Here is a 17,106-nt window from a genome sequence, read left to right as displayed (position 1 = left end):
GCTGGTGTGTCTCAGGTGCGTCAGGCCGGCGGAAGAGCTAGCCCTTGTTGCCGATCAGTGAGATGAAGGCAGGAACGGCAGCAAGGGTAAAGAGGGTTGTCGCTGCAACACCCACGTTGGTGGCCCAGCCGATGGAGGCCATTGCCCCATAATCGGTCAGGGCCAGGGAGCCAAAGCCGGCGATGGTCGTGAGTCCGGAAAGAAAGACCGCCCGTCCCGACTGGACGAAGCGGGCCTGATATTCCTCCCGGGCACAGTTCCTGACCCTGTGGGCAACATGAAGGCCGTAGTCGCTGCCCATGCCCAGGATGGTCACCAGGACCATGACGTTCATGAAGTTGAGGCTCATGCCTGCCAGGGGCATTACTCCCAGCATGGCGATCGCTCCGGCCGTGACCGGGAAAAGGGAGCAGAGAATGCCGGTCAGCGAACTGAAGTGCGAGACGAGCAGGAAGAACACCATGATGGCGCCGATCAGCACGGCCCATATGAAACTCTGCTTCACCGATTCGGTCAGCTGACGGCTGACAAGGTCGATGCTGGTGGCCCGCGAACCGGGCGCAGCCGTTTTCAGTTCACTCAGGAATGCATCCTGGCGGAATTCGCTGCCGCGGTAGTTGAGATAGGTGAGAAGGTGATAGCCATCGGCCGTGTGGGCCAGATGCCGTTCCACGATCCCTCTGAACGGGGACGCGGCAAGGTGTTCGATCCCTTCTGAAACCGGAATCGCGCGGCTGTCCGACAGTTCGGAAAGTCCTTTCACATAGGTGGCGAACGGTTCCGATGCGAAACCCTCCTGTGCCAGGGCCCGGTCGATTTCGCCCCGCAGCCCCGCCGAATGCGGCCAGGCTGCCAGCTGCCGTATCACCTCTCCCTGCGTGTCCGCATCATTGATCACTCTCAGCAAGGATGAATAGGCCACCAACTCATCCTGCGCCCGATAGCGTTCCGCCAGTGCCGCAACCCTGCTCCCTTTTGACATGACCTCTGCCAGCTCGTTGCCTTCCACCGCCACAATCATCTCTTTGGGGCTGATGCTCAGATGCTGCTCAAGTTTCTGCTGGGCCAGGAACGCTTCCGACGATCGCGGCTGGAGGTTTTTCAGCTCCGATTCGAAGGATATCCCGGTGGCGCAGACCAGCAGGAACATAGTGACTGCAAGGCAGATGGCCAATGTTCTCCGGGGGTGGAAATAGGTGAGGCGCCAGATAAGTCCGAAGCCGAACCCGGGCAGCGGCCGGTACTCCTTCAGGGGGAATCTCCTCTCCATGAACAACAGCAGAGGCGGCAGGAAGAACAAGGTGGCATACAGCGAGAAAATGACCCCCAGGCCCACCAGCAGCCCCAGTTCGGCCAGGGCCCGTACATCCGAAACCATCAGGGCCAGGAAGGGAAAGGCGGTGGTCATGCCGGCCGTGAACAGGGCATGCCCCGTGTCCACCACAGCGAGTTCCAGCGCTTCATAGGACGATCGCCCCGAAAACCGTTCGAAATGGAAACGGTCATACAGGTGGATCGAATAATCGGTGCCAATGCCGATGATGAGCGATGCAAAGGCAAAGGAGATGACACTCATGGTCGGGTAGACGATGCCCCCTGCCGCCACCGAGAATACTACCCCGAAACAGAGGATGACCGGTATCAGCAGCGTGGGGAGGAATCTGCGGTACGACAGGTAAAAGAGCGACAGGACGATTGCCAGCGACAGGAAGACCCCTTCGATGACATTCTTTTTCATGATCGCTTCGTCAGTGACTGCGCTCAAATGGGCACCGGCGCAGGAGATGCTGATGTGTGCCCCCTTTCGCGCCTCGTTTATGCCGGCCACCAGTTTTCTGGCAAACATTATGTCAGTGACCGGCCGGGCCGGTTCGCCTATGATGATGAGGACCTTGCCGTCGCGCGAAAGGAGGTAGGGGGACAATGGATCGAGATTCAGCGATTCGGAGGCCTTTTTCAAACGCGGCAGGATCAGGTTCCGCAGATACAGGGGATCGGCAGCAACCAGCTCTTTGAGCGCCCCCGGGGATGCCAGTTCCGTCGTGGCTTTCCGAAGCGATTGCTCCATCTTCGGAGGGGATAGAAGCTGCAGGTAGGAGGGGGTATCTTCGGGGGCTACGAAAAGCTGCGGCCGTGTCACGGCATAGGCGACGAAGTCCGTAAAAGGCTTTGCTTCACCTCCGTCAAAGACCCTGTGCTTGACCGATTTGAAGGCCGCCGAGCCGTCTACCCGCAATTCCCGCAGCTTGCCCGCAAAGACTTCCGCTTCTTCGATCAGCGTATCCTTGTCCCCCTCGAGCAGGAAGTAGGCATTGCCCGAACTGCCGGTCCACTGCATGGTGTCGAGAAAAAGGGACAGGGGACCCTTCTGGGGAAACATCTTGAAGATGTCGGCCTCGAAGTGGATCCGGGTGATCGCGAGGCAGGAGATCAGGAAGGACAGGCAGCAGGCGGCGAATACCACGCCCGGTTTCCGGGTGGTGACGCGGAACACCCATTGCAGATGGCGTTGAACTGCAGTATGTGCTGCGGAGACTACTTTGCCTGAGAGGTGCAGGTTCATGGTTTCTCATCCCGGTGAAGTGGAGGAAGTAGAGTTACACGATCGAACGGCAGGAATCAACCTGATTTACTTCGGATTGGATTGCCGGGCCGCAGCGGAGCGACGGCCTGCCGCGTCTCAGCCTTCGAATGTGTCCTTTTTGCCGAGGTACAGCGGGTGTCGATGATGATTATCTGCGGTCCGCCGTGAACCAGGAGGAGCTCCTTCAAGATCGGGGCCCGATGCCGGAACGCAAAATTATACCACTACTTTTCGACAAGTTTGGGAATGACCACTGCAATCGGACGGTCCCGATGCAGGGCAGGCGGGAGCGGCGGGTTTTCAAAGAGAAAAGGGCCTGTCGCAATGACAGGCCCTTCAATCACCGTGATATTACACCATCAAAATCACGCCATGGAACACTCCCGGATTTTCCGGTTTCTTCTGTACAGCACCGCCGCCGCTGTCACCAGCCAGGGGCCGGCGATCAGCAGGATGCCCATGGCCTGGGTGAGAAGATGTTCCAGCTGCGACTGTTCGGCAAGCCGGCCGTGGATCAATCCGGTAGCAACAAGACCCCGCATGATCACCGCCGACATCAGCGGAAGCGCGGTCGCCAGGGCCATGAAGGTGATCCTGGTTTTTCCAAGGGCCTTCAGGCTCCAGATGAGCATGAGCTGGCAGAGCGCATTCATTATGACTATCGCGTAGATCAAAAGGTGGTTGGGCATGATGCCTCTCCTTGAAAAGATTGCTCGAACTTACCAGAACAGAACTACATCATGCCCATGATCTTCGGCAACCATATGGACAGCGACGGCCAGTAGGTGACAATGACCAGGAACACCACCATGGTAAGGAGCCATGGCATGACAGCCATGGTCAATTCCGTGATACTGAGCTTGGAGATACCGGAGGCCACATACAGGTTCAGACCCACCGGCGGATGGCACAGGCCGACCTCCATGTTGGCGTCGATCAGGATGCCGAAATGGATCGGATCTATCCCCAGTTTCATGGCTGCCGGGAACAGGATTGGAGCAAAGATCAGGATGATGGAGGAAGGCTCCATGACGTTACCGGCCAGGAGCAGCACCAGGTTGACGAAAATCAGGAAGGTGACCACACCCAGGTCCTTGCCGAGGATCCAGTCCGCCATGGCCTGCGGGATGTTCTCATGGGACATCAGGAACGAAAAGAGCACTGCGTTGGTGATGATGTAGAGCAGCATGGCGCTCAGGTTGGCCGATCGTAACAGCACCCGCGGCACGTCCTTCATTCCCATATCTTTGTAGATGAAGACCGAGATGAAGAATGCGTATACCGCAGACATGGCGGCTGCCTCAGTGGCAGTGAAGACGCCGGTGTAGATACCGCCGATGATGATGACCACCAGCATGAGCCCCCAGATGCTCTCCTTGAAGGCGATTGCCCGCTGGCCCCAGGTGGCCTTGGGCATGCGCGGATAATTCCGTTTTTTAGCAATATACCAGGTAACGACGCCGAGCATGATCGACAGGAGGATGCCCGGGAAGAGACCGGCCACGAAAAGGGCGCCGATGGAGGTGTTGGTCGAGATGGCGTAGATGACCTTGGGGATGGATGGCAGCATCAGGATCCCCAGTGAGCCGGCGCAGACGATTACTCCGGCCCCGAAGCGCATCGGGAAACCGTGCTGCACCATGGCCGGCAAGATGATCGAGCCAATGGCGACAACCGTGGCAACGCTCGACCCACAGACCAGGGCGAACATGGCGCAGGCGAGGATCCCGGCCAGGGCCAGGCCGCCGTGGAAATGTCCGATCATACTGGTGCCAAAGTTGATCATCCGCTTGGCTACACCCCCATGGGTCAGGAAGTTGCCGGCCAGGATGAAGAAGGGGATGGCCATGATCTCGAACTTCTCGATGCCGGTAAACAACTTGAGCGCGACAGCCTCGATCGGGACATTGGTCAGGAGATAGAGGAAGGTCAGAACGGTCAGACCCAGGGCGATGGAAACCGGTACCCCGGTCAGCATCAGCGCCAGCAGCAGGGCGAAAACGATGCCGACGTTGCCGTAGATGAATCCGACCGCCAGCAGGACTATCGAGATGCCGACCAGCCAGCAGGCGGCCTTGGGCTTGCTCATAGCAGGTAAGGTTGCGATGTTCTCCATGCTCATTTTACTGCACCTCCAGCGGAAATATCCGAGTTTGCAGAGACCGGGCTAAGAGGGGAATGTTCGATGGCCTCTTCCTCAAGCCCTTCCACGTGCGATTCGTCGTGACCGTGCGGCAAAACCCCCGTCTTGAGGAAACGCCAACCGACCTGCATGAACCGGAAGCACATCAGGTAGGAACCCAGGGGAACCGCAGAGTAGACAAACCAGGTCGGCCACTCCAGGTCCGGGGTGATCGGGCCTTCCGGAATATCGCCGAGAGGCAGACCCAGTTTGTGATACAGGGCGTAGTGCAGGCCGTTTTCCCAGACGAAGGTCGCACCGAGGGTGCCGATGATGGCGGTGAAGATGGTGCCGCAGATGATGGATACCATGACCCCCTTCGTACGCCATTCCGCGGGAAGACGATTGACGAGAACATCCACGCCCACATGGATGCCGGAGCGCACGCCGTAGGCGGCGCCGAATTTGGCCATCCAGACGAACATGTAGATGCAGAGTTCCTGGGCCCAACTGAGATTGAGCTGGATCAGCCAATCTTGAACGCCGGGAATGGGAAAACCGGCAGCATAGCGGTGGATAATCGAAACAAAGATGATGAGCGTCGCAGCGCCCATAAGGAAGGTAATTATGGCTTCCTCAAGGTGATCGAGGTATTTCATCATAGTACTGTCTCCTGGATGAGGTCGTGAAAAAGGCCGCTGCGACCGAAGCAGCGGCCTTTGGAACTGAAATGTCAGTTGTTACTGATGATAACCGGTGGCGGTGTAGACCTCTTTGACAATGTCGGCACCAATGCGGTTCATGTTGTCCTTGTGGGCCTTATCCATGGCCTTCTTCCAGGCGGCGCGCTCCTGGGGAGTCAGGGGTATCAGCTGGGAACGCCCGGACTTCTTGACGCCTGCCAGGGCCTCGTCGTTGTCCTTCTTGGCCACGTCGTTGGCAAACTTGGTGGCATCCTTCATGGCGCCTTCCAGGATGGTGCGGATATCTGCAGGCAGGCTTTCCCAGAACTTCTTGTTGACGATAACGGCATAGCCCAGGTAGCCGTGGTCGGAGAGGGTCACGTATTTCTGAACTTCATGCATCTTCTGGGTGTAGAGATTGGAAGGGGGGTTTTCGGTGCCGTTAACAACGCCGGTCTGCAGTGCCTGGTACACTTCGGAGAAGGCCATTACCTGCGGGATGGCGCCCATGGCGCGCATCTGGGAGTCAAGCACCTTGGAGGACTGGATGCGCATCTTCTGGCCTTTGAAATCCTCGACCGATTTGAGCGGCTTGTTGGCGCTCATGACTTTGAAGCCGTTGTCCCAGTAAGCCAGGCCAAGGATGCCCTTGGGCTCAAGCTTCTTGAGCAGCTTGGCACCGACCGGACCCTGGGTGACCTTGTGCAGGTCCTGGTAGTTGTCAAAGATGAAGGGGAGGTCGAATACTTCGAATTCCTTCACGCCCAGGGGAGCGAACTTGGCCAGGGAGGGAGCCAGCATCTGCACTGCGCCGAGCTGCAGGGCCTCCATTTCTTCCTTGTCTTTGTAGAGCTGGCTGTTGGGGTAGACTTCCACTTTCACGCGACCCTTGGTGCGCTCTTCCGCAAGCTTCTTGAAGTAGTCGGCAGCCTGGCCTTTGGGGGTGTTCTGGGCCACGACGTGGCTGAACTTGATGACGATCGGAGCTGCCAGTGCCGATGTGGCGAATGCCAGTACCATTGCCATGGTTAACAATACCTTCAGTTTCATGTTCGTCTCCTTTGGTTGTAGTGACATCGTCATAAACGTGCCGTGAAAATTTCACCCCTGTTTACAGGAATCAGTAATGACGTTTCAATAATAATAGATTGTTGTTTTAAAGCAAGCATGGTGCCAAAGTTTTTGCACGTCTAAGTGGTTGATATTTAAGGTTGGAAAACGGAGTGCCAGGGATAAGATCGATAATAGTGGCTGGAATCTGCCAGTAAAGTGGCCAATTTTGGCCACCTTCGGCAGTGATATTGATCAGGGAAAAGAGGTTATATAGGTGGGATTTGTCGAGCTGACTTCAAGGGGAGATGTCAGAGCAATTGCGCCTGAATCGTTACTGTTCGTCGGATTACACCGGCATCTCCTCAGGTGAAAAGAAACGCTGGTTCAGTTCTTCCAGGCCCAGAGACTGGAGGATTGTCCCCAGGCGCTGCGCAGGCCGGCGGCGCGGCAGGTTCTTGTACGTGGCAATGATCAGTTCGTTTTTCATCGAATGTTCCCACCCCACCAGTTCGGTCACGTTGACCTGGTAGCCGTGCGCCTCCAGTTGCAGGCAGCGCAGCACATTGGTGATCAGGCTGCCGAATTCCCGGGTGTGCAGCGGGTGCCGCCAGATTTCCGTCAACGGGTTGGCCAGCGCCTGACCCTTGTTCTTGCGCAGAAGAGAGGCCACTTCCGCCTGGCAGCAGGGCACCAGCACAATAAAGCGCGCCTGCTTTTTCAGGGCAAAGCGGATGGCGTCGTCGGTGGCCGTGTCGCAGGCGTGCAGGGCGGTGACGATATCGACCGCCGGCGGCAGTTCCGTCGATTGCGCTGATTCCGCCACCGACAGGTTCAGAAAGGACATGCCGCTAAAACCGAGGCGCTGGGCCAGGGAGCGGGATTTCCCGACCAGTTCGTCCCGGGTCTCTATGCCGTAGATACGGGAGCCGGTGCTGTGAAGCTTGAAAAAGAGATCGTAGAGAATGAACCCCAGGTACGATTTGCCCGCTCCATGATCGACCAAGGAAATATCGGGATGGTCCTGGCGGATCTCCTGCAGAAGCGGTTCGATGAACTGGTAGAGGTGGTAGACCTGCTTGAGCTTGCGCCGGCTGTCCTGGTTCAGTTTTCCGTCGCGGGTCAGGATGTGCAGCTCTTTCAGCAGCTCGATCGACTGGCCTGGCCGTATGTCGTGTTTTTCGGTCGTTTTTTTCATTGATTCCATTCCGGTCAGGCCATGAATCGCTTCCTCAACCTCAACCTTTACCTTAACCTGATTTGTCAGTGCCCGGCCGCGTTTCCCCACAGTTCTTTCAGACGCCGGTCGCGGCCGCAGCTGGTGCGGTAGTATTTGTACCGCAGCGGGTTCTTCTTGTAGTAGTGCTGGTGATACTCCTCGGCCGGGTAGAATTCACCGGCTGGAACGATTTCGGTTACGATCGCCCCCCGGAACGGTTTGCTCTTCTCCAGGGCATCCTTTGATTGCTGGGCTGTCCGGCGCTGTTTCCCATTGTGGTAGAAGATGGCAGAGCGGTACTGGTGGCCGGTATCGCAGAACTGACGGTCCTTGGCGGTGGGATCGACATTGTGCCAGTAGATTTCCAGCAATTGGCCATAGGCGATTTTGGTTGGATCGTAGATGATCTGCACCGCCTCGGCATGGCCGGTACCTCCGGCCGATACCTGTTCGTAAGTAGGATTTTTGAGCGTGCCGCCGGTATAGCCGGACGTGACGGAGAGTACCCCGTTCAGTTTGTCGAAGGGCGCTTCCATGCACCAGAAGCAGCCGCCGGCAAAGGTGGCTTTTTCTTCAGCGGCCCAACTGACACGGGAAACAGGCAGTGTTGCCAGCAGTAGCAGTCCGATAGCAAACAGTGTATGCATGGCATACCTCCTCAAGGTTGAGATGGAGCTACACCCGAGCAACCATTATAGCAATCAGAGGCCGTATTTTTCCATCTTGTAGCGCAGGGTGCCACGGGGGATCTTCAGGATGGCCGCGGTCTGCAGGACATTGCCGCGGGTCTGCTGCAGGGCCTGGCTGATGATGGCCTTTTCGTAGTCGATCACGGCTTCTTCCAGCCCCTTGTCGGCCGGCAGGAGCGGGGCACCGGCCCCCTGGCATCCGCCCGGAGCGGCAGCAGCGCCCAGAGTGCCCCGTATTTCCGCAGGCAGGTGTTCCGGCAGCAGAATCGGACCGTGCCTCATGATGCAGATGCGCTCGACCATGTTTCTGAGTTCGCGGATATTGCCGGGCCAGGGGTAGTGCTGCAGGAGTTCCGCCGCGTCCGGAGCAACCTCGCGGAAATCGCGCCCAAAGGCGCTGCTGAAGCAGTCCAGGAAATAGGCAGCCAGGCGGGGAATATCCTCGGTCCGTTCGCGCAGGGGGGGGATGTGGATCGGAAAGATGTTCAGCCGGTAGAAGAGGTCCTCCCGGAAGGCGCCGCCGGCGATGCGGTCCTGCAGGTTGCGGTTGGTGGCGGCTATCACCCGTACATCGATGGCGATATCCTTGATTCCTCCCACCCGGCGGATGACCCGCTCCTGCAGCACGCGCAGCAGCTTGACCTGCATGGCGATGTCCATCTCGCCGATCTCGTCCAGGAAGATGGTGCCCTGGTCAGCCTCCTCGAACAGCCCGGGTTTGCGGCTGGTCGCATTGGTGAACGCCCCTTTTTCGTGCCCGAACAGCTCGCTCTCCAGCAGGTTGGCAGGCAGTGAGGCGCAGTTGATGGCGACGAAAGCGGCTTCCTGGCGGTCGGAGAGGTTGTGGATGGCCCGTGCTACCAGTTCCTTGCCGGTGCCGGACTCGCCGGTAATCAGTACGGTGGTGGTGATACGGGCCACTTCGCGCACCTGTTTTATCACCTCATTGAAAGCCGGGCTGGAACCGATCATGGGGGATCGGCCCGGCAGGTAGCCGTCGGTGCGTTTGAGATTGCGCACCTCGCGCTTCAACGTCTGGGTCTGGAGCGCCAGCTTCACGATTACCCGCAGGGCATCGGCCTTGAAGGGCTTTTTCATGTAATGGAAGGCGCCCAGCTTGAGCGCATCCACCGCGCTTTCCACCGATCCGTAGCCGGTAATGATGATCACCAGCAGGTCGGGGTCGATCTCCTTGAGCGACTTGAGCACGGTGATACCGTTTTCGGTACCCAGGTTGAGATCGAGCAGAATCAGGTCGATATCGTTGGCCAGCACGACCTCGCGCGCCTCGCTGCCGGAGCCGGCCGAGCAGACCAGGTAGCCTTCCTCCCCCAGGATGCGTTCCACGTTTTCGCGGATAAAGGGTTCGTCGTCGATGATCAGTATCTTTTCCATCATGTACCTGTGAGCGAATTGGCTCAAAGCTGTATTGTTACCGTCTCCGATTGAGAGGGGCGCCGCATGCGGCAGTGTAACCCTATACGAAAACGCTGGTCTCGAACAGGAAAAATAACGAGACGGCAGGGGAGGAGGTGAGGTGCTGCAAGCATGTCAGGACATACGCTGAGAAGCGAAGCGGAAACTGTTGAAGCAGTGGACAGGGATCAACTGCTGCCGCATGTTCTCGAACTTCAACGTAGTGCAGATGAAGGACGGCATCAAGGCGGCTAGTCGACAACCCTTGGATCTCCCCTGAGTAGCCCCGCGTCCTCTGCGGTGAGCTTCGTTTTACCACTGCCTCAGTTCGATCGCATTTCCATCCGGGTCCTGTATCTCGGCCCGTTTCGACCTCCCAAAAGTCACCGGTCCCCAGGTAACCGGCACCCCTTTCCCGGCCAGGTATGCCACCGCCTGATCCATGTCTTCCACTTCGATGGCCATCAGTCGGTAGCCGGTCTGCCACGGGTCCTGCTCTCCGATCACCGGCTCCTTCACGCGCATCAGTTCCAGTACCGTATCGCCCAGGGCAAGATAGGCGATTTCCTCCAGCGGAGGGGCATTTATCATCATGCGCTGCTTGACCGTGAAACTGAGGATTTCGGTATAGAAACCGATGGCATGGTCGAAGTCGCGGGGGATAAGTTCCACGTGGTCTATGCGCTTGAACATCTTTGGCTCCTGAAAATTGAGATATACCCCTTATAATGTCCGCAACATTACCACAGAAAAAGCCCGCAGGTGGCGAGCTTTTTCCATGGAAACAAAGGCGGGGTGACGCCCTGACTTGCCGGACTTTCATGCATCCCGGCTGGCAAACTGCTCCCTGGCCGTGGTGATGGCGGTCATGGCGTTGGGCCAGCCGGAGTAAAATGCCAGATGGGTGATGACCTCGATCAGTTCCTCCTGCGTGAGTCCGTTGTCGAGTGCCCTGTCAAGGTGAAACCGCAGCTGCTCCGGGCGATTCATGGCGACCAGTGCCGCCACGGTGATCAGGCTCCGGTCGCGTTTCGACAGCTCCTTCCGTTCCCAGACATCGCCGAAGAGCACGCTGTCGGTGAGTTCAGCCAGCTTGGGCGCAAAATCGCCGAGCATTGCCCGCGCGGTAGAAGGTTCCTTGCTCATGGTGTTCGCTCCTCTCATCCACCCATAATGAAAGAGGCCGGCCGGTGCCCGCGGGCATTCCGGTCGGCCTCTTGTTTTCCCCTTGCCTGGCGGTTACTCGGCCTTCAGCGAGGCCATGTCGATCGAGAAGCGGTACTTCACATCGGATCTGACCAGCCTGTCGTAAGCTTCGTTGACCTTCTGGATGGGGATGATTTCGACATCGGCGGTGATGTTGTGCTGGCCGCAGAAGTCGAGCATCTCCTGGGTCTCCTTGAGCCCCCCGATAAGCGAACCGGAAAGGCTGCGGCGGCCGAACAGGAGCGCAAAGGCGGAAACCGGGAGCGGCTTTTCCGGTGCACCAACCAAGGTGATCTCTCCGTCCAGGCCGAGCATGGCGATGTAGGCATTGATGTCGTGCTCGGCAGCGATGGTATCGAGAATGAAGTCGAACGTGCCGGCCTGCCGCTTCATCTCCTCGGGATCAGTGGAAACGATCACCTCGTGGGCTCCCAGACGGAGCGCATCCTCCTTCTTGTTGGGGGAGGTGGTGAACACCACGACATGGGCGCCGAAGGCCCGGGCGAACTTGACCCCCATGTGTCCCAGACCGCCCAGGCCGACCACGCCAACCTTCTTGCCGGTGAGATCGCCCCAGCGGCGCATGGGGGAGTAGGTCGTGATTCCTGCGCACAGCAACGGTGCCACCCCGGCAGGATCGAGGTTGGCGGGTACGCGCAGCACAAAGTGCTCGTCCACCACGATACTTTCCGAGTAGCCGCCGTAGGTGATGCCGCCGAGGTGCCTGTCTGGTGAGTTGTAGGTGAAAATGGCGTTGTTGCAGAACTGCTCGACATCAGCCTTGCAGTTGGGGCAGGTGTGGTCCGAGTCCACCAGGCAGCCGACCCCTACCAGGTCTCCCGGCTTGAATTTAGTGACTGCCGGGCCGACCGCCGTGACCCGTCCGACGATTTCGTGCCCCGGCACGCAGGGGTAGGTGGTGGGCATGACGCCGCTCCATTCGTCGCGCACGGTGTGCAGGTCGGAGTGGCAGATGCCGCAGTAGAGGATGTCGATCTGCACGTCGCGTTCCGTGGCATCGCGGCGCGGGATTTCGGCGGAGGCCAGCGGCGATGTAGCGCTGGCGGCGGAATAGGCTTTTGCTTTGTACATAGTTTGTCCTCCTGTCGAGTATTCTGATGTGAGTGATGCCCTGTCATACGTAAGCTTCAACCTGCAATGGAAACACGGATGTTCGCTGATGCAACGGATTTAGGCGGATGCTGAAATACGGACCGAAAAAATCCTGCCGTATCCGCGGCAATCCGTTTTGATCAGGCCTTTTCCGCGCCCCATTGCCTCTGAGATTGTGGTTGTCCCGGGAGCGTCACCGCCCCGTCAACTGCTCCAGTTTTTCCGGATAGCGCGCCCCCTGCACGTCGATGCGTGCGGCGGCTTGCTCGATTTCATGCAGATCTTCGGCTGACAGTTCGAGTGAGACCGCCCCGATATTTTCATCCAGGCGTTCCAGCTTCGTGGTGCCGGGGATCGGCACGATCCAGGGCTTGCGGGCCAAAAGCCAGGCCAGGGCAATCTGGGCCGGGGTGGCGTTCTTTCGGGCCGCGATGGTGCCCAGCAGGTCCACCAATGCCTGATTGGCCTTGCGGGCTTCCGGCGTAAACCGGGGAAGAACGTTGCGAAAGTCGGTGCTGTCGAACGACGTGCTTTCGTCGATCTTGCCGGTGAGGAACCCCTTGCCCAGCGGGCTGAAAGGTACAAAGCCGATACCCAGCTCTTCGAGGGCTGGAATCACTTCCGTTTCGGGCTTTCTCCACCAAAGGGAGTATTCACTCTGAAGCGCTGCCACCGGCTGGACGGCATGGGCGCGCCGTATCGTCCCTACGCCGGCTTCCGAGAGGCCGAAGTGTCTGACTTTTCCTTCCTGAATCAGCGTTTTTACGGCACCTGCCACCTCTTCGATCGGCACATCCGGATCGACCCGGTGCTGATAGAACAGGTCGATGACCTCGGTTTTGAGCCGCTTGAGTGAGGCCTCGGCAACCTGTCTGATGTGTTCGGGCCGGCTATTCAGGACCGGCGCCCCCTTGGTTCCCCGGGGATCGACGCTGGTATCGAAGCCGAATTTGGTGGCAATCACCACCCGATCACGCACCGGTGCAAGTGCCTCGCCGACCAGTTCCTCATTGATGAACGGGCCGTAGACCTCTGCCGTATCGAAAAAGGTAATGCCGCGCTCCACGGCGGTTCGGAGGATGGAAATCATCTCCTGCCTGTCCTTTGGGGGGCCGAAACCGAAGCTCATACCCATGCAGCCGAACCCGAGGGCAGAGACTTCCAGGCCGCTTTTCCCCAATGTTCGTTTGTGCATCCTTTTCTCCTTTCATATCTGGGCCTTTTCCGAATCTGTTCACATGCCCCTTTTGATGATTGTATCGTATTTCGGAAAAAACAAAGCCGGTAGATCAATTCTGTTTAATTCTTGCCTGATCCTGCGATGACCAGGATAATGGTTGTGGCCTGGAATGGTGGCAGGTACTATCTGCAACGGGTATGTGTGGTAAAAGGTTGTTGAAAAACAGGCATCTCGCCGCCGTCCTCGAAGCCTCTTTGTGGCTGCGCGCGGCCTCACCTTTCGGGCGCCTCAGCGGAGCTTCCTGGGAGCGCGACGATCTGCCTATTTTGAACAACCTGTAATTCAAACAGTCTGGCAAACGATGCGAAGAGGAGTTTTGGAGAGGGAATATGATGACTGCGCTTGAGGCTTTGGGCGGGAGTATTGCCCGATGGACCGAACAGGGGGAACAACACACAACCGCCGTCCCGGGACTGGCGTTGTTTCAGCGGATCGAGCCAAGCGAGGCGGTCTGCGGCATGTATGAGCCGAGCATCTGCCTGGTGGCTCAAGGGGCCAAGCGGGTGCTGCTGGGAGACGATGCGTACGTGTACGACGCACACAACTATCTGATCACGTCAGTTCATTTGCCGACGGTGGTTCAGATTGTCGAGGCGAGTCGGGAGAAGCCTTATCTGGGGCTCCGGTTGAAGCTGGATCAGCGCGAGATTTCGCAGTTGATGGCGGACAGTACGCTGCCCCTGCCGCGTGTGCGGCAATCGGGCCGCGGCATGGCGACCGGTGAGGTGACCCTGGCGCTCGTGGCCGTTTTTCAGCGCCTGCTCGATCTGCTGGCCGACCCGCAGGACATTCCGATCCTGGCCCCGATCATCCAGCGGGAGATCATCTATCGGCTGCTGGTGGGGGATCAGGGCGAACGTCTGCGCCAGATAGCGTCGGCAGGAAGCCAGAGCCATCAGATTGCGCGGGCCATTGACTGGCTGAAAGGCAATTTTGCGCTGCCGCTGCGGATCGATGACCTGGCGGCCCAGGCCCGCATGAGCACGTCGACCTTTCATCACCACTTCCGCTCCATGACCGCCCTGAGCCCGTTGCAGTATCAGAAGAAACTGCGCCTGCAGGAAGCCCGGCGTTTGATGCTGACGGAACGCCTAGATGCCGCCACCGCGGGATTTCAGGTCGGCTACGAAAGCCCTTCGCAGTTCAGCCGCGAATACACCCGGATGTTCGGAGCACCGCCGTTGCGGGACATCACGCAGTTGCGCCGGATGCCTGCCTTCGGATAAACCCATAATAATTCGCCAGGTTTACCCTCATTTTTTGCAGTACTCCTTCAGCCCATGTTCAGCGGCAGTTCCAGATGAAAGACCGTTCCGGATGCCTCGTTGCAGTCGACCCAGATGCGGCCGTGGTGTTCCTCGATGATGCGCTGGGTAATGGAGAGCCCCAATCCGGTGCCGGCCCCCTTGCGGGTAAAGAAGGGCTCGAAGATCAGCGGCAGATCCTCTTCCCGGATGCCGGGACCGTTATCCCGGACAGTGATGATGGCGCGTTCCTCATTCGCAGAGGTGGTGACGGAGATCTCGCCCCCTTCTGGCATGGCCTCCACGGCGTTTCTGATGATGTTCAGCAGGGCCTGTTTGATCTTTTCGGCATCGAAGCGGAACGACGGCAGCCTGCCCGCCTCGAAGACGATCCGCACCTGCTGCCGCTCGCACTGCCTGCGCATCAGGAGGACCGTGTCGTTGACCACCGCATTGAGGTCTCCTGTCCTGAAGTCGGCCCGGGGAGGAGAAGAATAGTTGAGCAGCGCGCTGATCAGGCGTTCCACCCGCTCGATTTCGGTCAGGGCCTTCTTGATCATGGTCTGGTCGTCGAGCGCCAGGGTCGCGTTGTCGTGCAGGTCGTCCAGCAGGAGCGATATACCGGTCAGGGGGTTTCTCACCTCGTGGGCAATGCCGGCCGACAGTTTGCCGAGCGAGGCCAGCCGGTCCAGCCGCATCATCTCCTCGCGAAGCTTCTCCTTTTCAGTCTCGTTGCGCATGGTTACAGTCAGGCCGCGTTCGGCATCCTTGCCGATCGGAAAAAAGCCGATCTCGAAATGGGACATGCCATTGCCCCGATCGAGATGCAGCGGCTGACGGCCGTATCCGCTGCGTGTGCGGAGGGTCTGTTCGGTGAGATCCGCCATCTCGCCCCAGCCATGGAACACCTCCCGGTAATGGGTATCGACACTGATGTGATTGCCGAGGAACAGCCTGCCGGTGGCGTTGATGGAGGTCATCAGCCCTTCGGTGGAAAAGGTTACGATGGCGCTGGAGATACTTTCCAGGATGCTTTCCTTGAAGTTGCGTTCGTCAAGGATTTCGAGCCGCGAGTGGCGTAATTGCTCCAGGGTCGACAGCAGGTTGGTCTTGCGGACTTTCAGCTCGTTGGCCATATAGTTGAAGGTGTTGGCCAGTTCTCCCAGTTCGTCTTTCGAGGAAACGCTGACATTGCTGCGCGTGTCCTCCTTGGCGAGACGGCGGGCACCATCGATCAGCTGATGCAGGGGGCGCGTTATGCCGCGTGAGAGGGCCCAGGCGGAGAGGCCCGACAGGATGGCGGTGATGAGGATGATCAGGCCGCTGAGTTTGCGGTGATCCATCAGCTCGCGGTTGATCAGGCGGCTTCCCTTGCGGGCGGCGTCATGAAACTGGTCCACCTGAAAGCCGATCGTGACCCCGCCGAAAACTCCGTATTTGCTGAAATCTCCGGTTCCGTACAGAATCGGCGCAAAGGCCATGATCTTCTTGGAGCCACCGACATTGGTGATGTCCACGTAGCCGCTTTTGCGCTTTCTGATCGTCTCTGCCACCTGCGGATAATTGGGGTGGACGAATCCGGCCTGATCGAGGTTGAACGGGATCAGGCCGTTGTCGATATCCGTTTTGCTGGAGGCCTTGGTGTAGGGGGGGACTTGCCTGCCGTTGCGGTCAACCCCCCTGATGTCCCAGTATTTGGGGTGGGTGATGATCCAACCCTCGTCGTCGAACAAAAAGCCGTAATTGCCGCTTTGGTATGAGGGAAACACGGTGGAGAAGTTCCGGCCGGGATCGATGTGCTGGGTGAACTCCATCAGGTGCCGGTGATTGAGGGAGATGACCACCATGCCGATGAAGCTTCCGCTCGGGTCGAACAGCGGTGAGCCGAAGCGGATCACCCCCTGGTAGGAAGCACCGTTAGAGGCTCTTTCCGGGGATGCGGCACCGGCCAACTGCTCCTGTTTGGAGACATGAAAGCCGACCAGGTGGGAAACGTAGATCTCCCCCTGCTTCAGGTGCCTGATCCGGTTGAAATAATCCTCACATTTGAATTCAGTGCCGGCCGGCCGGGAAACGTTGTGCAACTCGGAGGGGGCCAGGAAACGGCCGTCCCGGATAACCAGCCGTTCCATCCCGTTCGGCCCGATAAAGGCAAAGGAACGGTACAGCGGAATCAAGCGGCGGGTCCCGGTGGGGACATTCCCGGGGCCGCGCTCCCAGATCTCCCCGCGGCGGATTTCGTAGAAGTTGAGCAGGTTTTGCTGGTCCAGGGAGGTGCGTGAAAGGAACTGCAGGTCGTTTTCGCACTGGTGGAGGAAATCGGAGATCGATTCGGCCACGCTCTGGGCGCGCATCTGCAGCGACTCCGAGGCCTGGATGTCGGAAGTCCCGGCAATCTCGGCCGACAGGCGTGCATTGACCGATTCCAGGTCGGACAGCAGAATCAATGACGACACCAGCAGCGGCAACAGGGAGAGCAGCAGGGTCACTGCCATTATTTTCTTGAAAATGGTCATCCGTGGCATGCAGGCAGCATCGTG

Annotated in this window: 14 protein-coding genes; 1 reads left to right on the top strand and 13 read right to left on the bottom strand. The window is 58.5% G+C overall.

The features are described 5' to 3' along the window. Window positions 1-37: 37 nt before the first annotated feature. From GSVR_RS12770 to GSVR_RS12715, 12 genes are all read right to left on the bottom strand, one after another. Complete coding sequence (locus GSVR_RS12770) at window positions 38-2,563, bottom strand: RND family transporter (protein ID WP_173199817.1); 2,526 nt, start codon at window positions 2,561-2,563, stop codon at window positions 38-40. Between the two features lie 386 nt (window positions 2,564-2,949). Further along, window positions 2,950-3,273, bottom strand: a complete 324-nt coding sequence (locus GSVR_RS12765; RefSeq protein ID WP_173199819.1) for a hypothetical protein — start codon at window positions 3,271-3,273, stop codon at window positions 2,950-2,952. 44 nt (window positions 3,274-3,317) lie between these two features. Beyond that, the gene (locus tag GSVR_RS12760) at window positions 3,318-4,706 is read right to left on the bottom strand and encodes a TRAP transporter large permease (protein WP_203978662.1); all 1,389 of its coding nucleotides are present in this window, start codon (window positions 4,704-4,706) and stop codon (window positions 3,318-3,320) included. After that, entirely contained in the window at window positions 4,703-5,368 is a 666-nt protein-coding gene (locus tag GSVR_RS12755) for a TRAP transporter small permease (protein WP_173199821.1), read from the bottom strand. The genes GSVR_RS12760 and GSVR_RS12755 overlap by 4 nt, the downstream gene beginning before the upstream one ends. A 78-nt stretch (window positions 5,369-5,446) precedes the next feature. Continuing rightward, window positions 5,447-6,439 carry a TRAP transporter substrate-binding protein gene (locus GSVR_RS12750; RefSeq protein ID WP_173199823.1) on the bottom strand — a complete coding sequence of 331 codons (993 nt, stop codon included), beginning with the start codon at window positions 6,437-6,439 and terminating at the stop codon, window positions 5,447-5,449. Window positions 6,440-6,788: 349 nt separating this feature from the next. Next, window positions 6,789-7,637, bottom strand: coding sequence for an SAM-dependent methyltransferase (locus GSVR_RS12745; RefSeq protein ID WP_239077320.1), 849 nt, complete (start codon window positions 7,635-7,637; stop codon window positions 6,789-6,791). Window positions 7,638-7,702: 65 nt separating this feature from the next. Beyond that, window positions 7,703-8,305, bottom strand: a complete 603-nt coding sequence (gene msrA / locus GSVR_RS12740) for a peptide-methionine (S)-S-oxide reductase MsrA (protein WP_173199827.1) — start codon at window positions 8,303-8,305, stop codon at window positions 7,703-7,705. A gap of 54 nt (window positions 8,306-8,359) precedes the next feature. Further along, entirely contained in the window at window positions 8,360-9,742 is a 1,383-nt protein-coding gene (locus tag GSVR_RS12735; protein ID WP_173200024.1) for a sigma-54 dependent transcriptional regulator, read from the bottom strand. A gap of 333 nt (window positions 9,743-10,075) precedes the next feature. Further along, window positions 10,076-10,456: a VOC family protein gene (locus GSVR_RS12730; RefSeq protein WP_173199829.1), complete on the bottom strand. Its 381-nt coding sequence runs from the start codon at window positions 10,454-10,456 to the stop codon at window positions 10,076-10,078. A 126-nt stretch (window positions 10,457-10,582) separates the two neighbouring features. Then, the gene (locus tag GSVR_RS12725) at window positions 10,583-10,927 is read right to left on the bottom strand and encodes a carboxymuconolactone decarboxylase family protein (RefSeq protein ID WP_370552034.1); all 345 of its coding nucleotides are present in this window, start codon (window positions 10,925-10,927) and stop codon (window positions 10,583-10,585) included. Between the two features lie 75 nt (window positions 10,928-11,002). Further along, the gene (locus GSVR_RS12720) at window positions 11,003-12,061 is read right to left on the bottom strand and encodes an NAD(P)-dependent alcohol dehydrogenase (RefSeq protein WP_173199833.1); all 1,059 of its coding nucleotides are present in this window, start codon (window positions 12,059-12,061) and stop codon (window positions 11,003-11,005) included. Between the two features lie 214 nt (window positions 12,062-12,275). Beyond that, complete coding sequence (locus GSVR_RS12715) at window positions 12,276-13,277, bottom strand: aldo/keto reductase (RefSeq protein WP_173199835.1); 1,002 nt, start codon at window positions 13,275-13,277, stop codon at window positions 12,276-12,278. Window positions 13,278-13,651: 374 nt separating this feature from the next. On the opposite strand from GSVR_RS12715, the gene GSVR_RS12710 reads away from it, so the two are divergent. Continuing rightward, window positions 13,652-14,548 carry an AraC family transcriptional regulator gene (locus GSVR_RS12710; RefSeq protein WP_173199837.1) on the top strand — a complete coding sequence of 299 codons (897 nt, stop codon included), beginning with the start codon at window positions 13,652-13,654 and terminating at the stop codon, window positions 14,546-14,548. A gap of 47 nt (window positions 14,549-14,595) precedes the next feature. On the opposite strand, the gene GSVR_RS12705 is transcribed toward GSVR_RS12710, so the two are convergent. After that, window positions 14,596-17,091, bottom strand: a complete 2,496-nt coding sequence (locus GSVR_RS12705) for a PAS domain-containing sensor histidine kinase (RefSeq protein WP_173199839.1) — start codon at window positions 17,089-17,091, stop codon at window positions 14,596-14,598. Window positions 17,092-17,106: the final 15 nt, after the last annotated feature.

Origin of the sequence: Geobacter sp. SVR (genome assembly GCF_016865365.1) — a bacterium.
In the GTDB taxonomy this organism is placed as follows: Bacteria; Desulfobacterota; Desulfuromonadia; order Geobacterales; family Pseudopelobacteraceae; genus Pelotalea.
This window is presented reverse-complemented; position numbering and strand designations above follow the sequence as displayed.